Genomic DNA, 15,598 nt, shown 5'->3' with positions numbered 1-15,598 from the left:
ATGGCGTCAGGCCGGTATGACGACCATCACTAGGCCGTCGGAATGACGGCGGGCTGCTGCAATAACTGGCTCGCTGAGCCGCAAATAGAGAAAGGCCACAGCGACTGGTTTAAAACGCCGGGCCTTACACGTCGCGCGCTCCGTTCTGCTCTGGCAAAGAGATGGGGTTGAGAGAGAACCCTCAAACCCCAAGCTGTCGCCGCGATGGAGGGACGCAGACGTGGCACCCCATTAGACGTAACTAGAGTTACTATAGCACTGTTGGCGCGCCAGAGTCAACCCCTTCTTTAGATGGATTCGTCAGGAATATCAGGCAGGTAGTCGTTGATTTTCGCCAGTGAGAAATGGCGCACTTCGTTGCGCAGATAGCAGAATGCGCGCAGATACACACCGGTTTGCTCGACGGTGATCTCGATTGGTCGGATGCGGCGCTCAGTCGGTTGCGGGTTGCTATTCGAGGTGTAGACGATTCGCAGTGTCTTGCCTTCGGCCAGCGCAGCGGCCAGGGGGGGAGGTACCTCCGGTTCGGGTTGACCGGGCAGCAGGCCACGGGCAAAGCGGAGGGCATCGTTAATTGTTACCACACCGTGTTCAGTGGCCATTTTGCCGGCCAGCAATTCAAAAAGGGCTTTCAGGGTTAGCGTATCGCTCATTGCCCGGTGCGCTGGCGGCGGCAGATTGAAGGTATTGGCCAGTTTGCTGAGACTGAGCTGGCCGCGTGGCACGCCGATTCGACAGGCCAGTTTGAAGGTGTCGAGCGCCGGTCCGTTAAGGGGAGGATAACCGCTGCGGACCAGCTCCATGGTCAGAAATTCGTCATCGAACGCAATGTAATGGGCAATCCGAACGGCATCCCGCCCAAGTTCAACCACTGCCGACGCAATTCTGTCAAAGGTTGGCGCATCGAGCAGGTCGGCGGGATTGATCTGGTTGATTTGCGCCGCCTGCGGGTCGAGATCGCGCTCTGGATTGATCAAGGTGTCGATTCGCCCAACTTCCTGCCCGTGTTCGTAGCGCAGCATCGCCAGTTCGCAGATACGATGGCCTTCGCTGATGTGCAGACCTGTTGTTTCCACATCGAAGAAGAGTAACGGCGCCTCCGATAGTTTCTGCTGCAGGTCAAGCTGACTCATTGGGCTATGGGTACCTGAGCAATCACATCATCGGGAATGCCGAGCAGGCTGGCCTGCACCCATCCTTCGCGATCACGCACATTGAGAACGCGATACCACGATCCATCGGCGGTGCGCTCCAATAATTCAACCACCTCATTTGCTTCGACCCGGTCGATTGCGGCGCTGTCCGGATCGGCGGCTAAATAGACCGTCCCGCTGACAAAGACGGTCACGACATTGGCAACCCTGGCCTCGGCAATGATCAAGTCGTTGACAGCGAGGAGCGTACCGCTTACCCATCCGATTTCATCGCGCACCGTGCGCACGTAAAACCAGCGGGCGTTGGGAGTGCGGGCCAGGATCTGCACCTGCTCACCGGCATTAACTCCGCCAATGACATTATCAGTAATGAACGGTAGTTTGCGCACATTGCCGCCGTTGATGACCGCCACCGGTTGACCGACGGGCAAGACTGGTGTAGGCGGAATGGTCGGTGTTGGCGGCGGGGTTGGGGTGACCTGCGCGACCGGTTCCGGCGTGAACGTTGGTGGGAACGTTGGAGTGGGTACCTCTGCCACTGTTCCGAAGAAGGCAGCCGCAACTAGCTCAGGTATCAACAGCTCAGCCTCGTCGCTCAAACTGCCGTCAGGCAGACGCACCACCACCGTATAGCGTGGCCCTTGCGGTGTTGGATCGCCATCGGGCAATTTTTCGGCCCGCAGATCGCCGCGATCGCGGCGAATACGGATTGTCTGATCGGGATCAAACCAGCGCAGCGGTTGACCATCGGCGCGTAATTCTACCTGCAACTCTGTATTGTCAGGCAGGCCAGTCGCGCGAACACGCACATTGATCGTTGGAGGTTCGGCGCGCACAACAGTTGCGTCTTCGATGGTGAGGGTGACAGGAATGGGCGAAGGGGTGGGAGTAGGTGGCGGAGCGACAGATTGTTCTTCGTTGATAAGACTCAGCGCCAACACCCCAATCGAAAGGCAGAGCAAGATCGGAATCAGCAGCAGGAGCACTCTGGCGGCCAGCGACAGATTGCGCAGACGATCCTGCCAGCTCTCCGGTTCCTCAAGGGGGATGGCTGTGTAGTCAATCGTGGTTGCCGGTGGAATCTCAGGCGTAGGCGGCGCCTGATTGGCAGCCTGTCGTCGGCGGATCAAGATGACGACCAGCACAATGATGACGATACCGAGAAAGATCAGACTGATTGCTATAGGCAGTGAAATCTGACTGAGTGTTGTTTGCATGAGCATCCTCAATGACAGCAGCTTCGGATGTTTATAATATGCGAATCTGGCACTACCTGCAACTGTGTCTGTGTTATACTACAGATGCTGTCGTGGCAATCGTGGAGTAACCATGGGTCGATCAATAGATTTGATACCTCAATCCTGGTTCACGCCTGCCCATTGGCGCGGCCTTCGGCTGACCGCGCGCGGTTTTATGGCGGGTTAACCGCCAGCTTCCCTCTTTTCCTTAATCTGTGTTCTGTAAAGTGCTTTTGTGTAGAGTCTGATCATATTCCGTCAGACTGACGTTCGGTGACGCAGAAGTTGCCAGTTATTGCCCAATTGAGGTGTCAGCATGTCTGAGCATATTCTGGTTGCGGTTGCGTGGCCTTATGCGAATGGGCCGCGTCATATCGGGCACGTGGCCGGGTTTGGTGTGCCGGCTGATATTTTTGCCCGTTACCATCGATTACGGGGCAATCGTGTACTGATGATTTCAGGCACTGACGAACATGGTACACCGATCACGCTGGTTGCCGATAAAGAAGGTACAACGCCGCAAGCAATTGCCGATCGCTACAATAAGATCATCGGCGATGATTTGTACAATCTCGGCCTGAGCTATGATACGTTCACGCGCACTACGACAGCCAACCACTATGCTGTAACGCAGGATATTTTTCGCACACTTTACGAACGAGGCTATATTATCCGCAAAGAGACGTTAGGCGCATTCTCGGCTACAACCGGACGAACGTTACCCGATCGCTATATCGAAGGCACCTGCCCGATCTGTGGCTATGACGAGGCACGCGGTGATCAGTGCGACAATTGTGGGAGTCAGCTCGATCCGACCGACCTGATCAATCCTCGTTCGAAGGTTGATGGGCAGCCGCCGGTCTTCAAGCCAACCGAACATTTCTTCCTCGATCTACCGGCATTTGCCGAGCAGTTACGCACCTGGATCGACCAACAACACCACTGGCGACCAAACGTGCGTAATTTCTCGCTCAACTTTCTCAAAGATCTGAAGCCGCGTCCGATCACGCGCGATCTCGAATGGGGTGTGCCAATTCCATTACCGGAGTATGTGCATCGCGATGACAAGAAGATCTACGTCTGGTTTGATGCTGTCATTGGCTACCTGTCGGCAAGCATCGAATGGGCAATCAATCGCGGCGATCCGGATGCCTGGCGGGCGTGGTGGCAGAATCCAGACGCGCGCCATTTCTACTTCATGGGTAAAGATAATATCGTCTTTCACACGGTGATCTGGCCGGCAATGTTACTGGGTTATGGGGCTGGCGGTCAGTTTGGCGCGCATCCAGGAGGGAAGTACGAGGGCATTCCGCTGCAACTGCCCTACAATGTGGTCTCGAGCGAATTTCTGACCATGGAGGGCAAGAAGTTCTCGAGTTCGCGGGGCATCGTAATCTATGTCAATGACTTTCTCAGCCGGTATGACGCCGATGCGTTGCGCTACTTTCTCACCATTGCCGGCCCGGAAAATCAGGACACCGATTTTACCTGGGCTGAGTTTGTGCGGCGCAATAACGACGAGCTGGTTGCGACCTGGGGCAATCTGGTTAATCGCACCCTGACCAACGTCTACAAGAATTTTGGTCAGGTGCCACAGCCCGGTCAATTGACTGCTGCCGACGAGCAATTGCTGGAAGAGGTTACGACAGGGCTAGAGACAGTTGGCGATTTGCTGGCAGCGGCTCGTTTCAAGGCGGCGTTGAGCGAAGCAATGCGATTGGCTGGCCAGGTGAATATCTACCTGAGTGAACAGGAACCCTGGAAGGTCATCAAGCAAGATCGCGAGCGCGCAGCTACGATCTGGTATGTTGCGTTACGATGCGTGGATACGCTCAAGATCATCTTTACGCCTTTCCTGCCCTTCTCAAGCCAGCGCTTGCATGAGTACCTGGGTTATGATGGTTACATTGCCGGCCCGTTGCTCTTCCGCGAGGTAACCGAAGCTGATGGCCGCACTCATCGCGTGCTTACCGGTGAGTATGAGCAGTGGGTAGGACGCTGGGAGCCATCGGCGCTGCCGGTCGGCCAGACGTTGCGCCCGCCGCAACCGTTGTTCAAGAAGCTGGACGAGCAGGTTGTTGAGGATGAGCTGGCGCGGATGCAGAGCCGGGCCACAGGGTAAGGACGGCATCTTCCGGTTTGCCTCACCTGGATCTGGTGAACGCATCCTGAACTATGATCGAATGGTGTCTAGCGAGTCAACTCACTCAAACTTCGTTCCCGTCTTTTGAGTAAAAAATGCCCGTCGCGATCACATGATCGCGACGGGCAGCGATTGCAGGGAACTGGTGATTCAGGCAGTTGCAGCGGCAGGTCGGGCTGGTTTGTTGCGTCCCCAGGGTGTGCCGAGCAGCGGTAGCAGATAGTAGTCAAGGCCATAGTAGCCGGCAACTTTCCATCCCAGCATCAAGATGATGGCAAGAGTGAACATCACCGGATTGGTGCTGGCAGTGCCGGCGAGCATAAAGTTGAAGTTCATCAAGGCGCCAAAGAAGGCGGCAAAACCGACTAAGCCGCCAACGACCAGGCCGATTCCAACCAGAATCTCACCATAAACGATCAATTTGGCGAACCAGGTATGCGACTCGGTATCGATCAGAAACTGGATGAAGGAACGATACCAGTCGTAAGCAATCGGCGGTCGCCCGGTCTCTGGTATTGTGACTGCATTTTTCCAGAAACCGAGAATGGCGGCGCCACTCTCCATCCAGGCCGGATTATTCAATTTGCCCCAGCCGGAAGTGAGCCAGGAATAGCCGAGAAAGAGCCGAATGATCAGGAACAACCAGGCAAATTTGGTGCTGCTGAACAAGACGCGAACGAACGGCGGATCGGGAAACTGGACTTCGTGTTGTTCATTGACTGGGGTTTTCGGTAGTATGGTTGGCCTCCTTGCCAGATTCTTTGTGACCAATTTCCTGTGATAAAGATAGCATAGAAGGAGGCCGATCTAACGAAACAAATGACAACTACAGGTTAATGTTGTTTTTTGCGACATTTAACAAAGTCGTCTTATTATTTTACATGAAAGTCTTTTATGATTACAGGGGTTATTTATATGAACAAATTATTTCAAAAACATTTTAAAATCACTATAATTCTGACGGTCATTCTGATGGGAGTCGTGTCGGTTCGTTCGGCTCAGGCTCAGGAACGGATCTGTTTCAACGAGGTTGCCGACTGTATTGAGGGCCGGTTTGCTACCTATTGGCGTCAGCACGGCGGCTTACCGGTCTTCGGATACCCCATTACGCCTGCTTTCTATCAGGAAGTTGAGGGGCGATTGCGTTTGGTGCAAATCTTCGAGCGGAGTCGGTTTGAACTGCATCCAGGTAATCCGCAGCCCTACGATGTATTGTTGGGCCGGTTAGGCGATGATTTGCTCCAGCGGCGTGGGACACCGTGGCAGAATGAACCGAAGGCTCCGAGTACGCAGCAGGCGGGGTGTCGTTACTTTGATCAAACCCAACATCTCGTATGTGGCGCATTCTTGCGTTACTGGCAGTCGCATGGATTAGAGTTCGATGGCCGGCGCGGTTTCAGCGAGGCCGAGAGTCTGGCATTGTTCGGCTTGCCGCTCACTGAAGCGCGGATCGAGACAAACACATCTGGCGATACCGTCTTAACGCAGTGGTTTGAGCGAGCGCGTTTTGAATTACACGAACGACTTGGGCCAGAGGTAGTATTGCTGGGTTTGCTGGGCCGCGAAGCGTTTGGCGATCGGCCTGCTCCCCCACCGACACCGACCGCTACGCCGAGGCCGGGTCCGTGTGATGATATTCCCCCGCCGGTCAATGGTTCGATCGCACCAAACTGCTTGCAAGGCGACGTTGCAGAATTCTTTGCCCTGGAAGTTGAGATCACCGGCTTTGTCCCCTATGAGTCGATCGGCGCCTACGTCACCCAAGTCGCGACCGGAACGGTGGTTGAAGTCCGCTTCACAGGTGGTGATACGGTGGACGATAAGGGCACTTATACAGGAACGCTCTTCGTGCCTAAAAATGTGCCTCGCGGGTTGTACGCAGTGACCTTTGAGGGCAGGCAATCGGGGCATAAGGCCATTGTGCATTTCAAGCGGGTTTAAAGGGAACACTTCTTCGGTTCGATGCACAGAAAAACATTGAGGCGGGTTTCATCACCCGCCTCGTTCGTAAACGATCCTGAACTGATCCATCCAAAGCTAGCTCTTTTACCTGGCTCGTTCAATCGCCTTCAACAGCGCGCGCTTCGTATACACTTTGCACATTGCCCGTCGGTATTCATCGCTGGCGTGAATGTCACCGAGCATATCCATCCCTTCACCGGCATGAGCAGCGGCAGCAGCGACGGCATCGGCACTGCCATCAGTGCCGATCAGCGCCTGCTCAACAGCGCTTTGCCGCTCGGCCTTGGGACCGGCGCCGGTAATCGCGACCCGGCAAGCCGTCACCTGTCCATTCTCCATTTTGACATAAGCAGCCGCGCCGACAATAGCGTAGCGGCTAGCCGGATGGGGGAACTTGGCGTAAGCCGATCCCTCGCCGGCGCCGTGGCTGTCAAAGGTAATCGAGGTAATAATCTCGCCAGGCTCGAGCGCTGTGCTAAGCATATCGGTGAAGAAATCGGCAGCGGCGATTGCGCGTGGGCCATTGGGTCCTTCGACGTGAATCTGAGCATCGACGGCGAGAATGACCGCCGGCATATCGGCAGCGGGGTCGGCGTGAGCCAGTGAGCCGCCGATGGTGCCGCGGTTGCGCACCTGAATGTCGCCGATCAAGGCCACTGCATCAGCCATAGCCGGGCAGGCTTTGGCCAGATCTGCGTGATGCTCAATGGCGCTCCAGGTTGTCATTGCGCCGATCTCAACGGTGCCGTTGACCTTGATGCCGCGTAACTCGGCAACCTTATTAATGTCGATCAGGACACTCGGCGAAGCCAGGCGCAGCTTCATTGCAGGCAAGAGTGAATGCCCGCCGGCCAGAATCTTGGCGTCATCGCCGTGGCGCTGGAGCAATGTCAAGGCCTCGGCGAGGCTGGTTGGCGCATAGTAATCAAATGGGGCTGGAATCATAGCTGCTCCCTGTTATGTTTGCCGGGAAGCGCAGATGGCAAAACCATCTGCGCCCGGACTGTCTCGTCTACTTGCCGTGAATTGCCTTCCAGATGCGTTCGGGTGTTGCCGGCATTTGCAGATGCTTCACGCCAAATGGAGCCAGCGCGTCGATGATAGCATTCATCACGCATTGGGCCGAAGCAATCGTGCCTGCTTCGCCGGCACCCTTGACGCCAAGCGGATTAACCGGTGATGGCGTCACGGTGTGATCGGTCTCGATGTGTGGCACCATTGCCGCCGTGGGAACGGCGTAATCCATTAGCGTACCGGTGAGCAACTGACCATCCTCGTTGTAAACGGCCCCTTCGTAGAGCGCCTGGGCCAATCCCTGGGCAATACCGCCGTGAATTTGCCCTTCGACGATCAGCGGATTGATCTGGTTACCGCAGTCGTCAACTGCGATATAGCGCAGGAGCTTGACGTGGCCGGTTTCGGGATCGACTTCCACAATGCTCACATGTGTGCCGAAGGGGAAGGTGCAGTTCGGCGGATCGTAGTAGCTGGTCTCATCAAGGAAGGGTTCCATGCCGGGTGGCAGATTATAGGCCACTGCGGCGGCTGCGGCCAGTTCGCCAATGGTCTTGCCTTTATCAGGAGACCCCTTGACATAGGCTCGCCCATTCTCGAAGACGATATCTGCTTCATTGGCTTCAAGCAGGTGAGCGGCCAGCTTGCGCGCCTTTTCCTTAATCTTATCGACGCTGCGCTTGATCGCCACACCACCGACGGCCAGCGAGCGCGAACCGTAGGTGCCGTAGCCGAACGGAGTGCCCTGTGTATCGCCCCACTGGATTTCGACATCTTCATAGGGGACGCCTAGCTCATCGGCGACGATCTGGGCAAAGGTTGTTTCGAGGCCCTGACCGTGTGGTAGCGAGCCGGTCGTAACCACCACCTTGCCGGTGAGGTGGACGCGCACATTCGCGCTTTCCCACAGGCCGGCGCCCCAACCCTGACCACCCATCCAGGCGCTGGGGGCGATACCGCAAATCTCGACATACGACGAGATACCGATACCGAGGTAGCGACCTTGCTTGCGCAGCTCCTCTTGCTGTTTGCGGAACTCGGCGTAGCCGGCGATTTCGAGAGCCTTGTTGAGCGCCGGCTCGTAGTTGCCACTATCGTAAGGCAGCAAGCCGAGGCCGTTATCGTAGGGGAAATCTTCGGGCTGGATGAAGTTCTTGCGGCGCACTTCCGCCGGATCCATACCGATCTCGGCAGCAAAGCGGTCAACCATCCGTTCGATCAGATAGCTGGCCTCTGGGCGACCGGCGCCGCGGTAGGCGTCAACCATTGCCGTATTGGTATACGCGCCGGTGACGTGGACATAGGCGGCGGGAATCTTGTAGACACCGGTAATGATTCGTCCGTACAACGTAGTGGGGATACCGGCGGCAACGGTCGAGAAGTATGCGCCGATATTGGCCCAGGTCTTCACCCGCAAGCCGGTAATCTTGCCATCACGAGTACCGGCAAGCTCAGCCTCGGTGATATGATCGCGGCCATGGGTCGAATACTTGTAGTTTTCAGACCGATCTTCAACAAACTTCACCGGACGGCCCAACTTGCGCGCGGCCCACATGGTGAAGGCCATATCGTTGTAGCAGAAGATCTTCTGTCCGAAACCGCCACCCACATTGGGCGCGATACAGCGCAGCTTGGTTTCCGGCACACCGAAGACAAACGCGGTCAGCAACAGACGATGAACGTGCGGCGCCTGCGAAGTCATCCAGACCGTCCATTCGCCGGTGAGCGGATCATAGCGCGCGATTGAGCCGCGTGTCTCCATTGGGGTGGGAATGAGACGCTGATTGATGATCTCTTCTTTGACCACCACTTCGGCACTTGCGATGGCAGCGTCAGCGGCATCCTTGTTGCCACATTCCCACTCAAACACGATATTATTCGGCGCTGCCTCGTGAATCTGGGGCGCGCCCGGTTCGACTGCCTTGCGAGCATCAACTACCGCCGGAAGCGGTTCGTACTCCACTTCGACCAGATCAGCGGCATCGCGGGCGATATAGCGGTTTTCGGCCACCACCATCGCCACCGGATCGCCGACCAGCGCGACTTTATCGACTGCCAGGGCGCGAGGCGGCACCGGATAGTTCTTGACACCTGCGGCCTGCCAGGCTGCCGGCATCGGGTTAATATCGAGCATGTCCTTGCCGGTAAAGACGGCGACCACACCCGGCATTGCCAGCGCTTTGCTGGCGTCGATCGAGACGATTTTGGCGTGGGCGTAAGGACTGCGCACGAGGGCGATGTGCAGCATTCCCGGCAATTTAATATCATCGAGATAATTACCGTGGCCGGTAATCAGCTTCGGATCTTCCCGGCGCTTCAGCGCCCGCCCAACCAGTCGCTCCTTCATTTCGGTAGCGGTCATCCTCGACTCCTCACTAGGTTCGTTGTGAAATCTGCCGGACGGATTAATCAGCGGCCTGTGCTGCGGCCATCTTTTCAGCGGCGTAGCGCACAGCCCGAACGATGTTCTCATAGCCGGTGCAGCGGCAGAGGTTGCCCTCCAGGCCGTGGCGGATCTCCTCTTCGGTGGGGTTGGGGTTCCGTTTGAGCAGATCGGCGGCTGCCATGATCATGCCAGGGGTGCAGAAGCCGCACTGAAGACCGTGCTTTTCCCAGAATCCTTCTTGCAAGGGGTGAAGCTGCCCATCGCTGGACAGGCCTTCTATGGTAGTAATCTCAGCGCCATCACACTGGACTGCCAGCGTGGTACAGGATTTGACGCTCACGCCGTTGATGTGAACTACACAAGCGCCACACTGGCTGGTGTCACACCCGATATGAGTGCCCGTCAAATTGAGGTGCTCGCGCAGGTAATGTACCAGGAGCAAGCGCGGCTCAACCTCACTGGTATAGCGAATGCCATTGACCGTGACCGTAATCGTTGTCACTCTCCAACCTCCTCGTTGACTGCGAAGCGAACAACTAGACTATTGCGAACGACGGGCATGACCGGTGGAACAATGGCAATGGTGTGATTGCCCGACTAATTAGCGATACTGTTAACGACGCTGACCCAGTAGATAGCCAAGCAAGAATGCGATAATAACCCAGGGTACCCAGGGTCGCTCTTTGAGAAAATCTTCAATGACGCCCAGGGCAACGTCAACCTCACTAAGGCCTTCACCTGCTGGCACCTGAATAGTGCGACGAAATGCTGGCGTCTCAGCCGGTTCGGGTGTGGTGGCGGCAGCCGGTTCGGGTGTGGTGGCGGCAGCCGGTTCGGGTGTTGGCGTCTCAGCCGGTTCGGGTGTAGTGGCGGCAGCCAGTTCGGGTGTCGGCGCTTCGGTGCGACGAGCTTCAATTTGTGCTGCCAGCGCTTTGAGGCTCTGCGAAATGAGCGTCTTTGCCGCGCCATCGAGCAATCGCTGTCCAACACTGGCGATAGTGCCGCCGATGTGCGCTTCACCGCCATAGTCTAGAATTGTTTGCCCATTCTCCTCGCGGAGGAGAATACTACCTGAACCTTTCAGGAAACCATTGCTGCCTTTGCCATCAACATGGATCTCATATGACTCTGGTGGGCGGAGATTGTCAATCTTCACCCGACCGCTGTATACACCCCGTACCGCTTGCAACCCAATCTTCAACGTGCTCTCGTACTCGTTTTCGCCAACTTGCTCAAGACGCTGACAACCAGGAATAGTGCGGGCCAATACTTCTGGATCATTCAATGCTGCCCACACCTCTTCACGACTGGCCGCAAAGGAATAATTGCCGGCGATCTTCACGATGACTCCTTGCTGTCCGGTTCAGATATAGTGAGCCGAACAACCTCTGGACAGGTAAGCATTGACGGAAGCAACAGCTCGACGTTGAGGTGTCGCCACTAATACAATGCTTGTGAACGATCAACAATGAATATATGTACATTTAGGTTATGGGTTCCATAATCATCGTACCTAATTGCAAGCGCTTTGTCAAGGTCACAGATCGACGAAGTCGGCAATCGATTGCCGATTGATGGTTATTCTGATACTTGACAAAGGCGCGTTGCATAGTTTATATTATTGACATCGTAATGGTGGAGGCGACACCATCACGCACCTCAACAACAGACACGCACTCATCCAGAGCGGTGGAGGGACCGGCCCGTTGAAACCGCAGCAACCCTCGCGCGCGTCGCCGCGCGCGAACGGTGCTAATTCCGGCAGAAGAGTTCTGGAAGATGAGCGACGTGGAAAAGCGGCTGGCCGCAACGATTTCACGCCCTCATCGCACGTTGAGGGCGTTTTTGTTGCCTTCAATCTGATCGCACTGGCTGAATTGTCTAAGGAGGTTTGCATGTCCGATGCTCCGCGCTTTACCGGCTTTGAGACGCTTGCCTTGCACGCTGGACAAATTCCCGATCCAACCACCGGATCGCGGGCGGTTCCGATCTATGCCACCACGTCGTATCAGTTTAAGGATACCGATCACGCGGCGCGTTTGTTCAACCTGCAAGAATTCGGTAACATCTACACACGCATCATGAATCCGACCACCGACGTTTTTGAACAGCGGATGGCAGCGCTTGAAGGCGGGGTCGGCGCGCTGGCATTGTCATCGGGTCAGGCAGCAGAGACGCTGGCCATTCTGAATCTGGCCGGTAGTGGCGATAATATTGTTGCCTCTTCGGATCTGTATGGCGGTACCTATAACCTGTTCCGTCACACCCTTCCAAAACTGGGTATTACAACCCGTTTTGTGGATGCGCGTGATTACGATGGGTTTGCCGCTGCAATAGATGATCGAACCAAAGCCTTTTTCCTTGAGCTGGTGGGCAATCCACGCCTCGATGTGCTGGATCTCGAGCGGATCGCGGCTATTGCTCACGAACGTGGCGTGCCGGTGATTGTCGATGCCACGACGGTCACTCCATACCTGTGGCAACCGATCCAGCATGGGGCCGACATCGTCATTCACTCGGCAACGAAATATATTGGTGGCCACGGGACGGCAATTGGTGGAATTATCGTTGACAGTGGCAAATTCGATTGGGCGGCCAGCGGACGTTTCCCGGAGTTTACCAATCCCGATCCGAGTTATCACGGCCTGGTCTACACGCAAGCGTTCGGTAATCTGGCGTACATCATCAAAGCGCGAGTGCAGGGATTGCGTGACATCGGCGCATCGCTCAGTCCATTTAATAGCTTTCTCTTTTTGCAAGGTTTGGAAACCCTCCCCTTGCGCATGGAACGGCACAGCAAGAATGCGCTGGCCGTGGCGCGCTATCTGAGCGAGCATCCGAAAGTGGCATGGGTCAATTACCCCGGTCTACCCAGCCATCCGAGTTATGCCCTGGCGCAGAAGTATCTGCCGCGCGGTCAGAGCGGGATCGTCGGTTTCGGCCTGAAGGGTGGGCGCGTTGCCGGGCGAACGTTCATCGAGCGATTGCGTCTCTTCTCGCATCTGGCCAACATCGGTGATGCCAAGAGCCTTGCGATCCATCCGGCTACCACAACTCACAGCCAGTTGACGCCGGAAGAGCAGCGTCTTACCGGAGTAACCGATGATTACGTGCGGCTTTCGATTGGGCTAGAGACGATTGATGACATTCTGGCCGATCTCGATCAGGCCCTGGCCGGGACTCCTTCATAAAATGCAGGGGAAGCGGCGACAATGGCGTCGCCGCCACCGCTAACCATCAGGCGTGTGGGTAGACAGGGAGAGCGCAAGATGGAAGCTGTAGTTCATGCGCCAACCCCGGAGGGGGTTGGCTATGTGCGTACCCAACGAATGCATTGGACGACGCCGCTGACGCTGACGAGTGGCGCAGCGCTTGGGCCATTAACGCTGGCATATGAGACTTACGGCGAATTGAATGCCGATCGTTCGAATGCGATCTTGATCCTGCATGCCCTGTCGGGCGACGCGCATGCTGCCGGCTACCATAGCCCCACCGATCGCAAACCGGGCTGGTGGGATGCAATGATTGGCCCGGGCAGGCCGTTCGATACCAATCGCTACTTTGTAATCTGCTCGAACGTGATTGGCGGCTGTCGCGGCTCAACCGGCCCGTCAAGCCCGCATCCGAGCGATGGCAAGCCCTACGGGTCACGCTTTCCGATGATCACCATCGAAGACATGGTGCATGCGCAGCAGCGCCTGATCGATGCGCTGGGAATTGAAACGTTACTGGCAGTTGCCGGTGGTTCGATGGGTGGGTTTCAGGCATTGGCCTGGGCAGTGGAATATCCGCAGCGGGTGCGGAGCGCGATCTTGCTGGCAACCAGCGCGCGTTCAAGCCCGCAAACGGTAGCCTGGAACTACATTGGCCGACGCGCGATTATGTCCGATCCGCGCTGGCGAGGTGGCGACTATTACGATAGCGAACCACCGCGTGATGGGCTGGCTGTGGCGCGCATGCTTGGTCACATCACCTACCTCTGCGAAGAGAAGCTGGAGAAACGGTTTGGACGGCGCAGTGATCCCGACACCCTCGATTTAGAACCACGTTTTGCTATCGAGCACTATCTCGAACATCAGGCGGCCCGGTTTAATGACCGTTTCGATGCTAACTCCTATCTGGTGATTACGCGGGCGATGGATAACTGGGATCTTACGGCGCGCTACGGTTCACTGACAGCCGCGTTCGATCAGGCGCGCGCGCGTTTTCTCGGTCTGGCTTATAGCAGCGATTGGCTCTATCCGCCAGCCGAAACCTTTCAGATGGCGGCAGCAGCGCAAGCGGCTGGTCGTTCGTTTACGACCCATCTGATCGCCACTGACGCCGGGCATGATGCCTTCTTGACCGATATGGCTGCGCAGAGTGAATTGATTCGCGATTTTCTTGATCAGGTAATGGCCGGGTAAGAGTATAAAGTTTACGACTGTAAGAAAAGAGAAGAACTGGCTTCAGAAGTCTGGGGTGTTCTGATAGCAGAAGAGACTGCGCTATCTTTGCAGATGGGAATAGCGCGGCGCGATGATCTTTAGACTGGTAGCAGGCCATTGCTCGCAGTCGTGAGTGTCAGGCCAATGATCTATCGGAAAGGTTAATGTCTGCCTGAGAAGGTTCATTGTTGCCGTATGCTAAAATAGTGGTATGTAGATGCCTTTGAATACGTCCAGATTTTCGAGGCCTGCGCTTGAAATTGAAATTGCTGTGGCAGGAACGATGGCGGTTGCTGCTAGCAGGGGCCTGGCGTTTGATGGTCGGAGCGCTGCTATTGGGGTTGCTGGCTCTGGCTATCTATGTGCTGACACTGAAAGAACAACCCTGGCTTGCGGTAATGGTTGCGCTCAGTGGCGGCCTGAGCTGGAGTCTGTGGCTGTACTGGCGTGAGCGCAGGCAACGGCTACATTTGCAGCAAGAACTGTTGGAATTAGAGCGCGAGCTGAACGAAGTGCGCAAGACGGCAATTGCCGCTACGCGAGCGAAAAGTGCGTTTCTGGCCAATATGAGTCACGAATTTCGCACACCGCTCAGCATCGTTATCGGCTATAGCGAATTGTTAGCCGAAGACGCAGAGAACGGTTTGTTACAGACAGAGCAAACCCTAAACTATTTGCAACGAATCAATTCAGCAGCAAGGCAATTACTGGCGCTCGTCAATGAGATACTCGAGTTGACCCGTTTGGAGGCTGGCGATGTAGTGGTGAATCGCGGACGATGGCCAATTGGTTTAGTAATCGATGAAGTGAAAACTGCAATTTTGCCGCTTGCCAGCGAGCGAAATAATCAGTTAATGATTGAGCTGGAGGTAGATCCGACCACGATCGTAGAGATTGACCGGGCAAAGGTTCGACAGATTTTGTTACACCTTTTGCAGAATGCAACCAGGTTCACTCATCAGGGTGAGATCAGGCTAACGGTGACGATCCACAACAATGGTAAAGGGCCACCGCTGTTACAAATGAAGGTGAGTGATACCGGCGAAGGGATGACGGGCGCGCAACTCGATCTGATCTTCGAGCCGTTTACCCGTTTTGAAGAGCAATTGACGAAACGTTACAGTGGTGTCGGCATCGGGTTGGCTATTGCCCAGCGTCTGTGCCAGGCGATGGATGGTTCGATTGCCGTGATGAGCCAGCCCGGCAAGGGAACAACCTTTTGGGTTACCATCCCTTTGGTGAAAGAGCAATCGCCGGTAGCGGCTTCGTTGTGA

12 protein-coding genes and 1 riboswitch are annotated in these 15,598 nt (G+C 55.8%); of the genes, 5 read left to right on the top strand and 7 right to left on the bottom strand.

The genetic code is table 11. From position 1 onward, the window contains the following. Positions 1-287 precede the first annotated feature (287 nt). The gene (locus Q0650_RS04630; protein ID WP_298816395.1) at positions 288-1,133 is read right to left on the bottom strand and encodes an exonuclease domain-containing protein; all 846 of its coding nucleotides are present in this window, start codon (positions 1,131-1,133) and stop codon (positions 288-290) included. Continuing rightward, entirely contained in the window at positions 1,130-2,371 is a 1,242-nt protein-coding gene (locus tag Q0650_RS04625) for an SH3 domain-containing protein (RefSeq protein ID WP_298816393.1), read from the bottom strand. Before Q0650_RS04625 ends, Q0650_RS04630 begins: the two co-directional genes overlap by 4 nt. A 337-nt stretch (positions 2,372-2,708) precedes the next feature. Between Q0650_RS04625 and metG the strand changes: the two genes are divergently transcribed. Next, positions 2,709-4,514: a methionine--tRNA ligase gene (gene metG, locus Q0650_RS04620; RefSeq protein ID WP_298816391.1), complete on the top strand. Its 1,806-nt coding sequence runs from the start codon at positions 2,709-2,711 to the stop codon at positions 4,512-4,514. 171 nt (positions 4,515-4,685) lie between these two features. On the opposite strand, the gene Q0650_RS04615 is transcribed toward metG, so the two are convergent. Beyond that, on the bottom strand, positions 4,686-5,306 hold the full coding sequence (locus tag Q0650_RS04615; protein ID WP_298816389.1) for a DoxX family membrane protein: 621 nt from the start codon (positions 5,304-5,306) through the stop codon (positions 4,686-4,688). Between the two features lie 144 nt (positions 5,307-5,450). On the opposite strand from Q0650_RS04615, the gene Q0650_RS04610 reads away from it, so the two are divergent. Further along, positions 5,451-6,476: a hypothetical protein gene (locus Q0650_RS04610; RefSeq protein ID WP_298816387.1), complete on the top strand. Its 1,026-nt coding sequence runs from the start codon at positions 5,451-5,453 to the stop codon at positions 6,474-6,476. Between the two features lie 105 nt (positions 6,477-6,581). Here the strand turns inward: Q0650_RS04610 and Q0650_RS04605 are convergent, their stop codons facing one another. From Q0650_RS04605 to Q0650_RS04590, 4 genes are all read right to left on the bottom strand, one after another. Continuing rightward, positions 6,582-7,442: a xanthine dehydrogenase family protein subunit M gene (locus Q0650_RS04605; protein ID WP_298816385.1), complete on the bottom strand. Its 861-nt coding sequence runs from the start codon at positions 7,440-7,442 to the stop codon at positions 6,582-6,584. 67 nt (positions 7,443-7,509) lie between these two features. Then, positions 7,510-9,873 (bottom strand): xanthine dehydrogenase family protein molybdopterin-binding subunit, encoded by a 2,364-nt coding sequence (locus Q0650_RS04600; RefSeq protein ID WP_298816383.1) that lies wholly within the window; start codon positions 9,871-9,873, stop codon positions 7,510-7,512. A gap of 43 nt (positions 9,874-9,916) precedes the next feature. Further along, entirely contained in the window at positions 9,917-10,399 is a 483-nt protein-coding gene (locus tag Q0650_RS04595) for a (2Fe-2S)-binding protein (protein ID WP_298816381.1), read from the bottom strand. Positions 10,400-10,510: 111 nt separating this feature from the next. Continuing rightward, entirely contained in the window at positions 10,511-11,239 is a 729-nt protein-coding gene (locus Q0650_RS04590; RefSeq protein WP_298816379.1) for a carbon monoxide dehydrogenase subunit G, read from the bottom strand. A 332-nt stretch (positions 11,240-11,571) separates the two neighbouring features. Next, a riboswitch (SAM riboswitch) is annotated at positions 11,572-11,683 on the top strand. Positions 11,684-11,792: 109 nt separating this feature from the next. Here Q0650_RS04590 and Q0650_RS04585 point away from each other — a divergent pair. The 3 genes from Q0650_RS04585 to Q0650_RS04575 all read left to right on the top strand — a co-directional run bounded on the left by Q0650_RS04585 (position 11,793) and on the right by Q0650_RS04575 (position 15,598). Beyond that, positions 11,793-13,088 (top strand): homocysteine synthase, encoded by a 1,296-nt coding sequence (locus Q0650_RS04585; RefSeq protein WP_298816377.1) that lies wholly within the window; start codon positions 11,793-11,795, stop codon positions 13,086-13,088. A 78-nt stretch (positions 13,089-13,166) separates the two neighbouring features. Further along, positions 13,167-14,303 carry a homoserine O-acetyltransferase gene (locus Q0650_RS04580; protein WP_298816375.1) on the top strand — a complete coding sequence of 379 codons (1,137 nt, stop codon included), beginning with the start codon at positions 13,167-13,169 and terminating at the stop codon, positions 14,301-14,303. A 338-nt stretch (positions 14,304-14,641) separates the two neighbouring features. Then, entirely contained in the window at positions 14,642-15,598 is a 957-nt protein-coding gene (locus Q0650_RS04575; RefSeq protein ID WP_298816456.1) for a HAMP domain-containing sensor histidine kinase, read from the top strand.

Origin of the sequence: uncultured Chloroflexus sp. (genome assembly GCF_937129525.1) — a bacterium.
Lineage (GTDB): Bacteria > Chloroflexota > Chloroflexia > Chloroflexales > Chloroflexaceae > Chloroflexus.
The sequence above is the reverse complement of the archived record's forward strand: the minus strand, read 5'-3'. Positions and strand labels throughout refer to the sequence as shown.

Coding starts and splice junctions, on each gene's coding strand:
- Q0650_RS04630 (WP_298816395.1), bottom strand. CDS start 1,133: ATGAGTCAGCTTGACCTGCAGCAGAAACTATCGGAGGCGCCGTTACTC.
- Q0650_RS04605 (WP_298816385.1), bottom strand. CDS start 7,442: ATGATTCCAGCCCCATTTGATTACTATGCGCCAACCAGCCTCGCCGAG.
- Q0650_RS04610 (WP_298816387.1), top strand. CDS start 5,451: ATGAACAAATTATTTCAAAAACATTTTAAAATCACTATAATTCTGACG.
- Q0650_RS04625 (WP_298816393.1), bottom strand. CDS start 2,371: ATGCAAACAACACTCAGTCAGATTTCACTGCCTATAGCAATCAGTCTG.
- Q0650_RS04575 (WP_298816456.1), top strand. CDS start 14,642: ATGGTCGGAGCGCTGCTATTGGGGTTGCTGGCTCTGGCTATCTATGTG.
- metG (WP_298816391.1), top strand. CDS start 2,709: ATGTCTGAGCATATTCTGGTTGCGGTTGCGTGGCCTTATGCGAATGGG.
- Q0650_RS04585 (WP_298816377.1), top strand. CDS start 11,793: ATGTCCGATGCTCCGCGCTTTACCGGCTTTGAGACGCTTGCCTTGCAC.
- Q0650_RS04600 (WP_298816383.1), bottom strand. CDS start 9,873: ATGACCGCTACCGAAATGAAGGAGCGACTGGTTGGGCGGGCGCTGAAG.
- Q0650_RS04580 (WP_298816375.1), top strand. CDS start 13,167: ATGGAAGCTGTAGTTCATGCGCCAACCCCGGAGGGGGTTGGCTATGTG.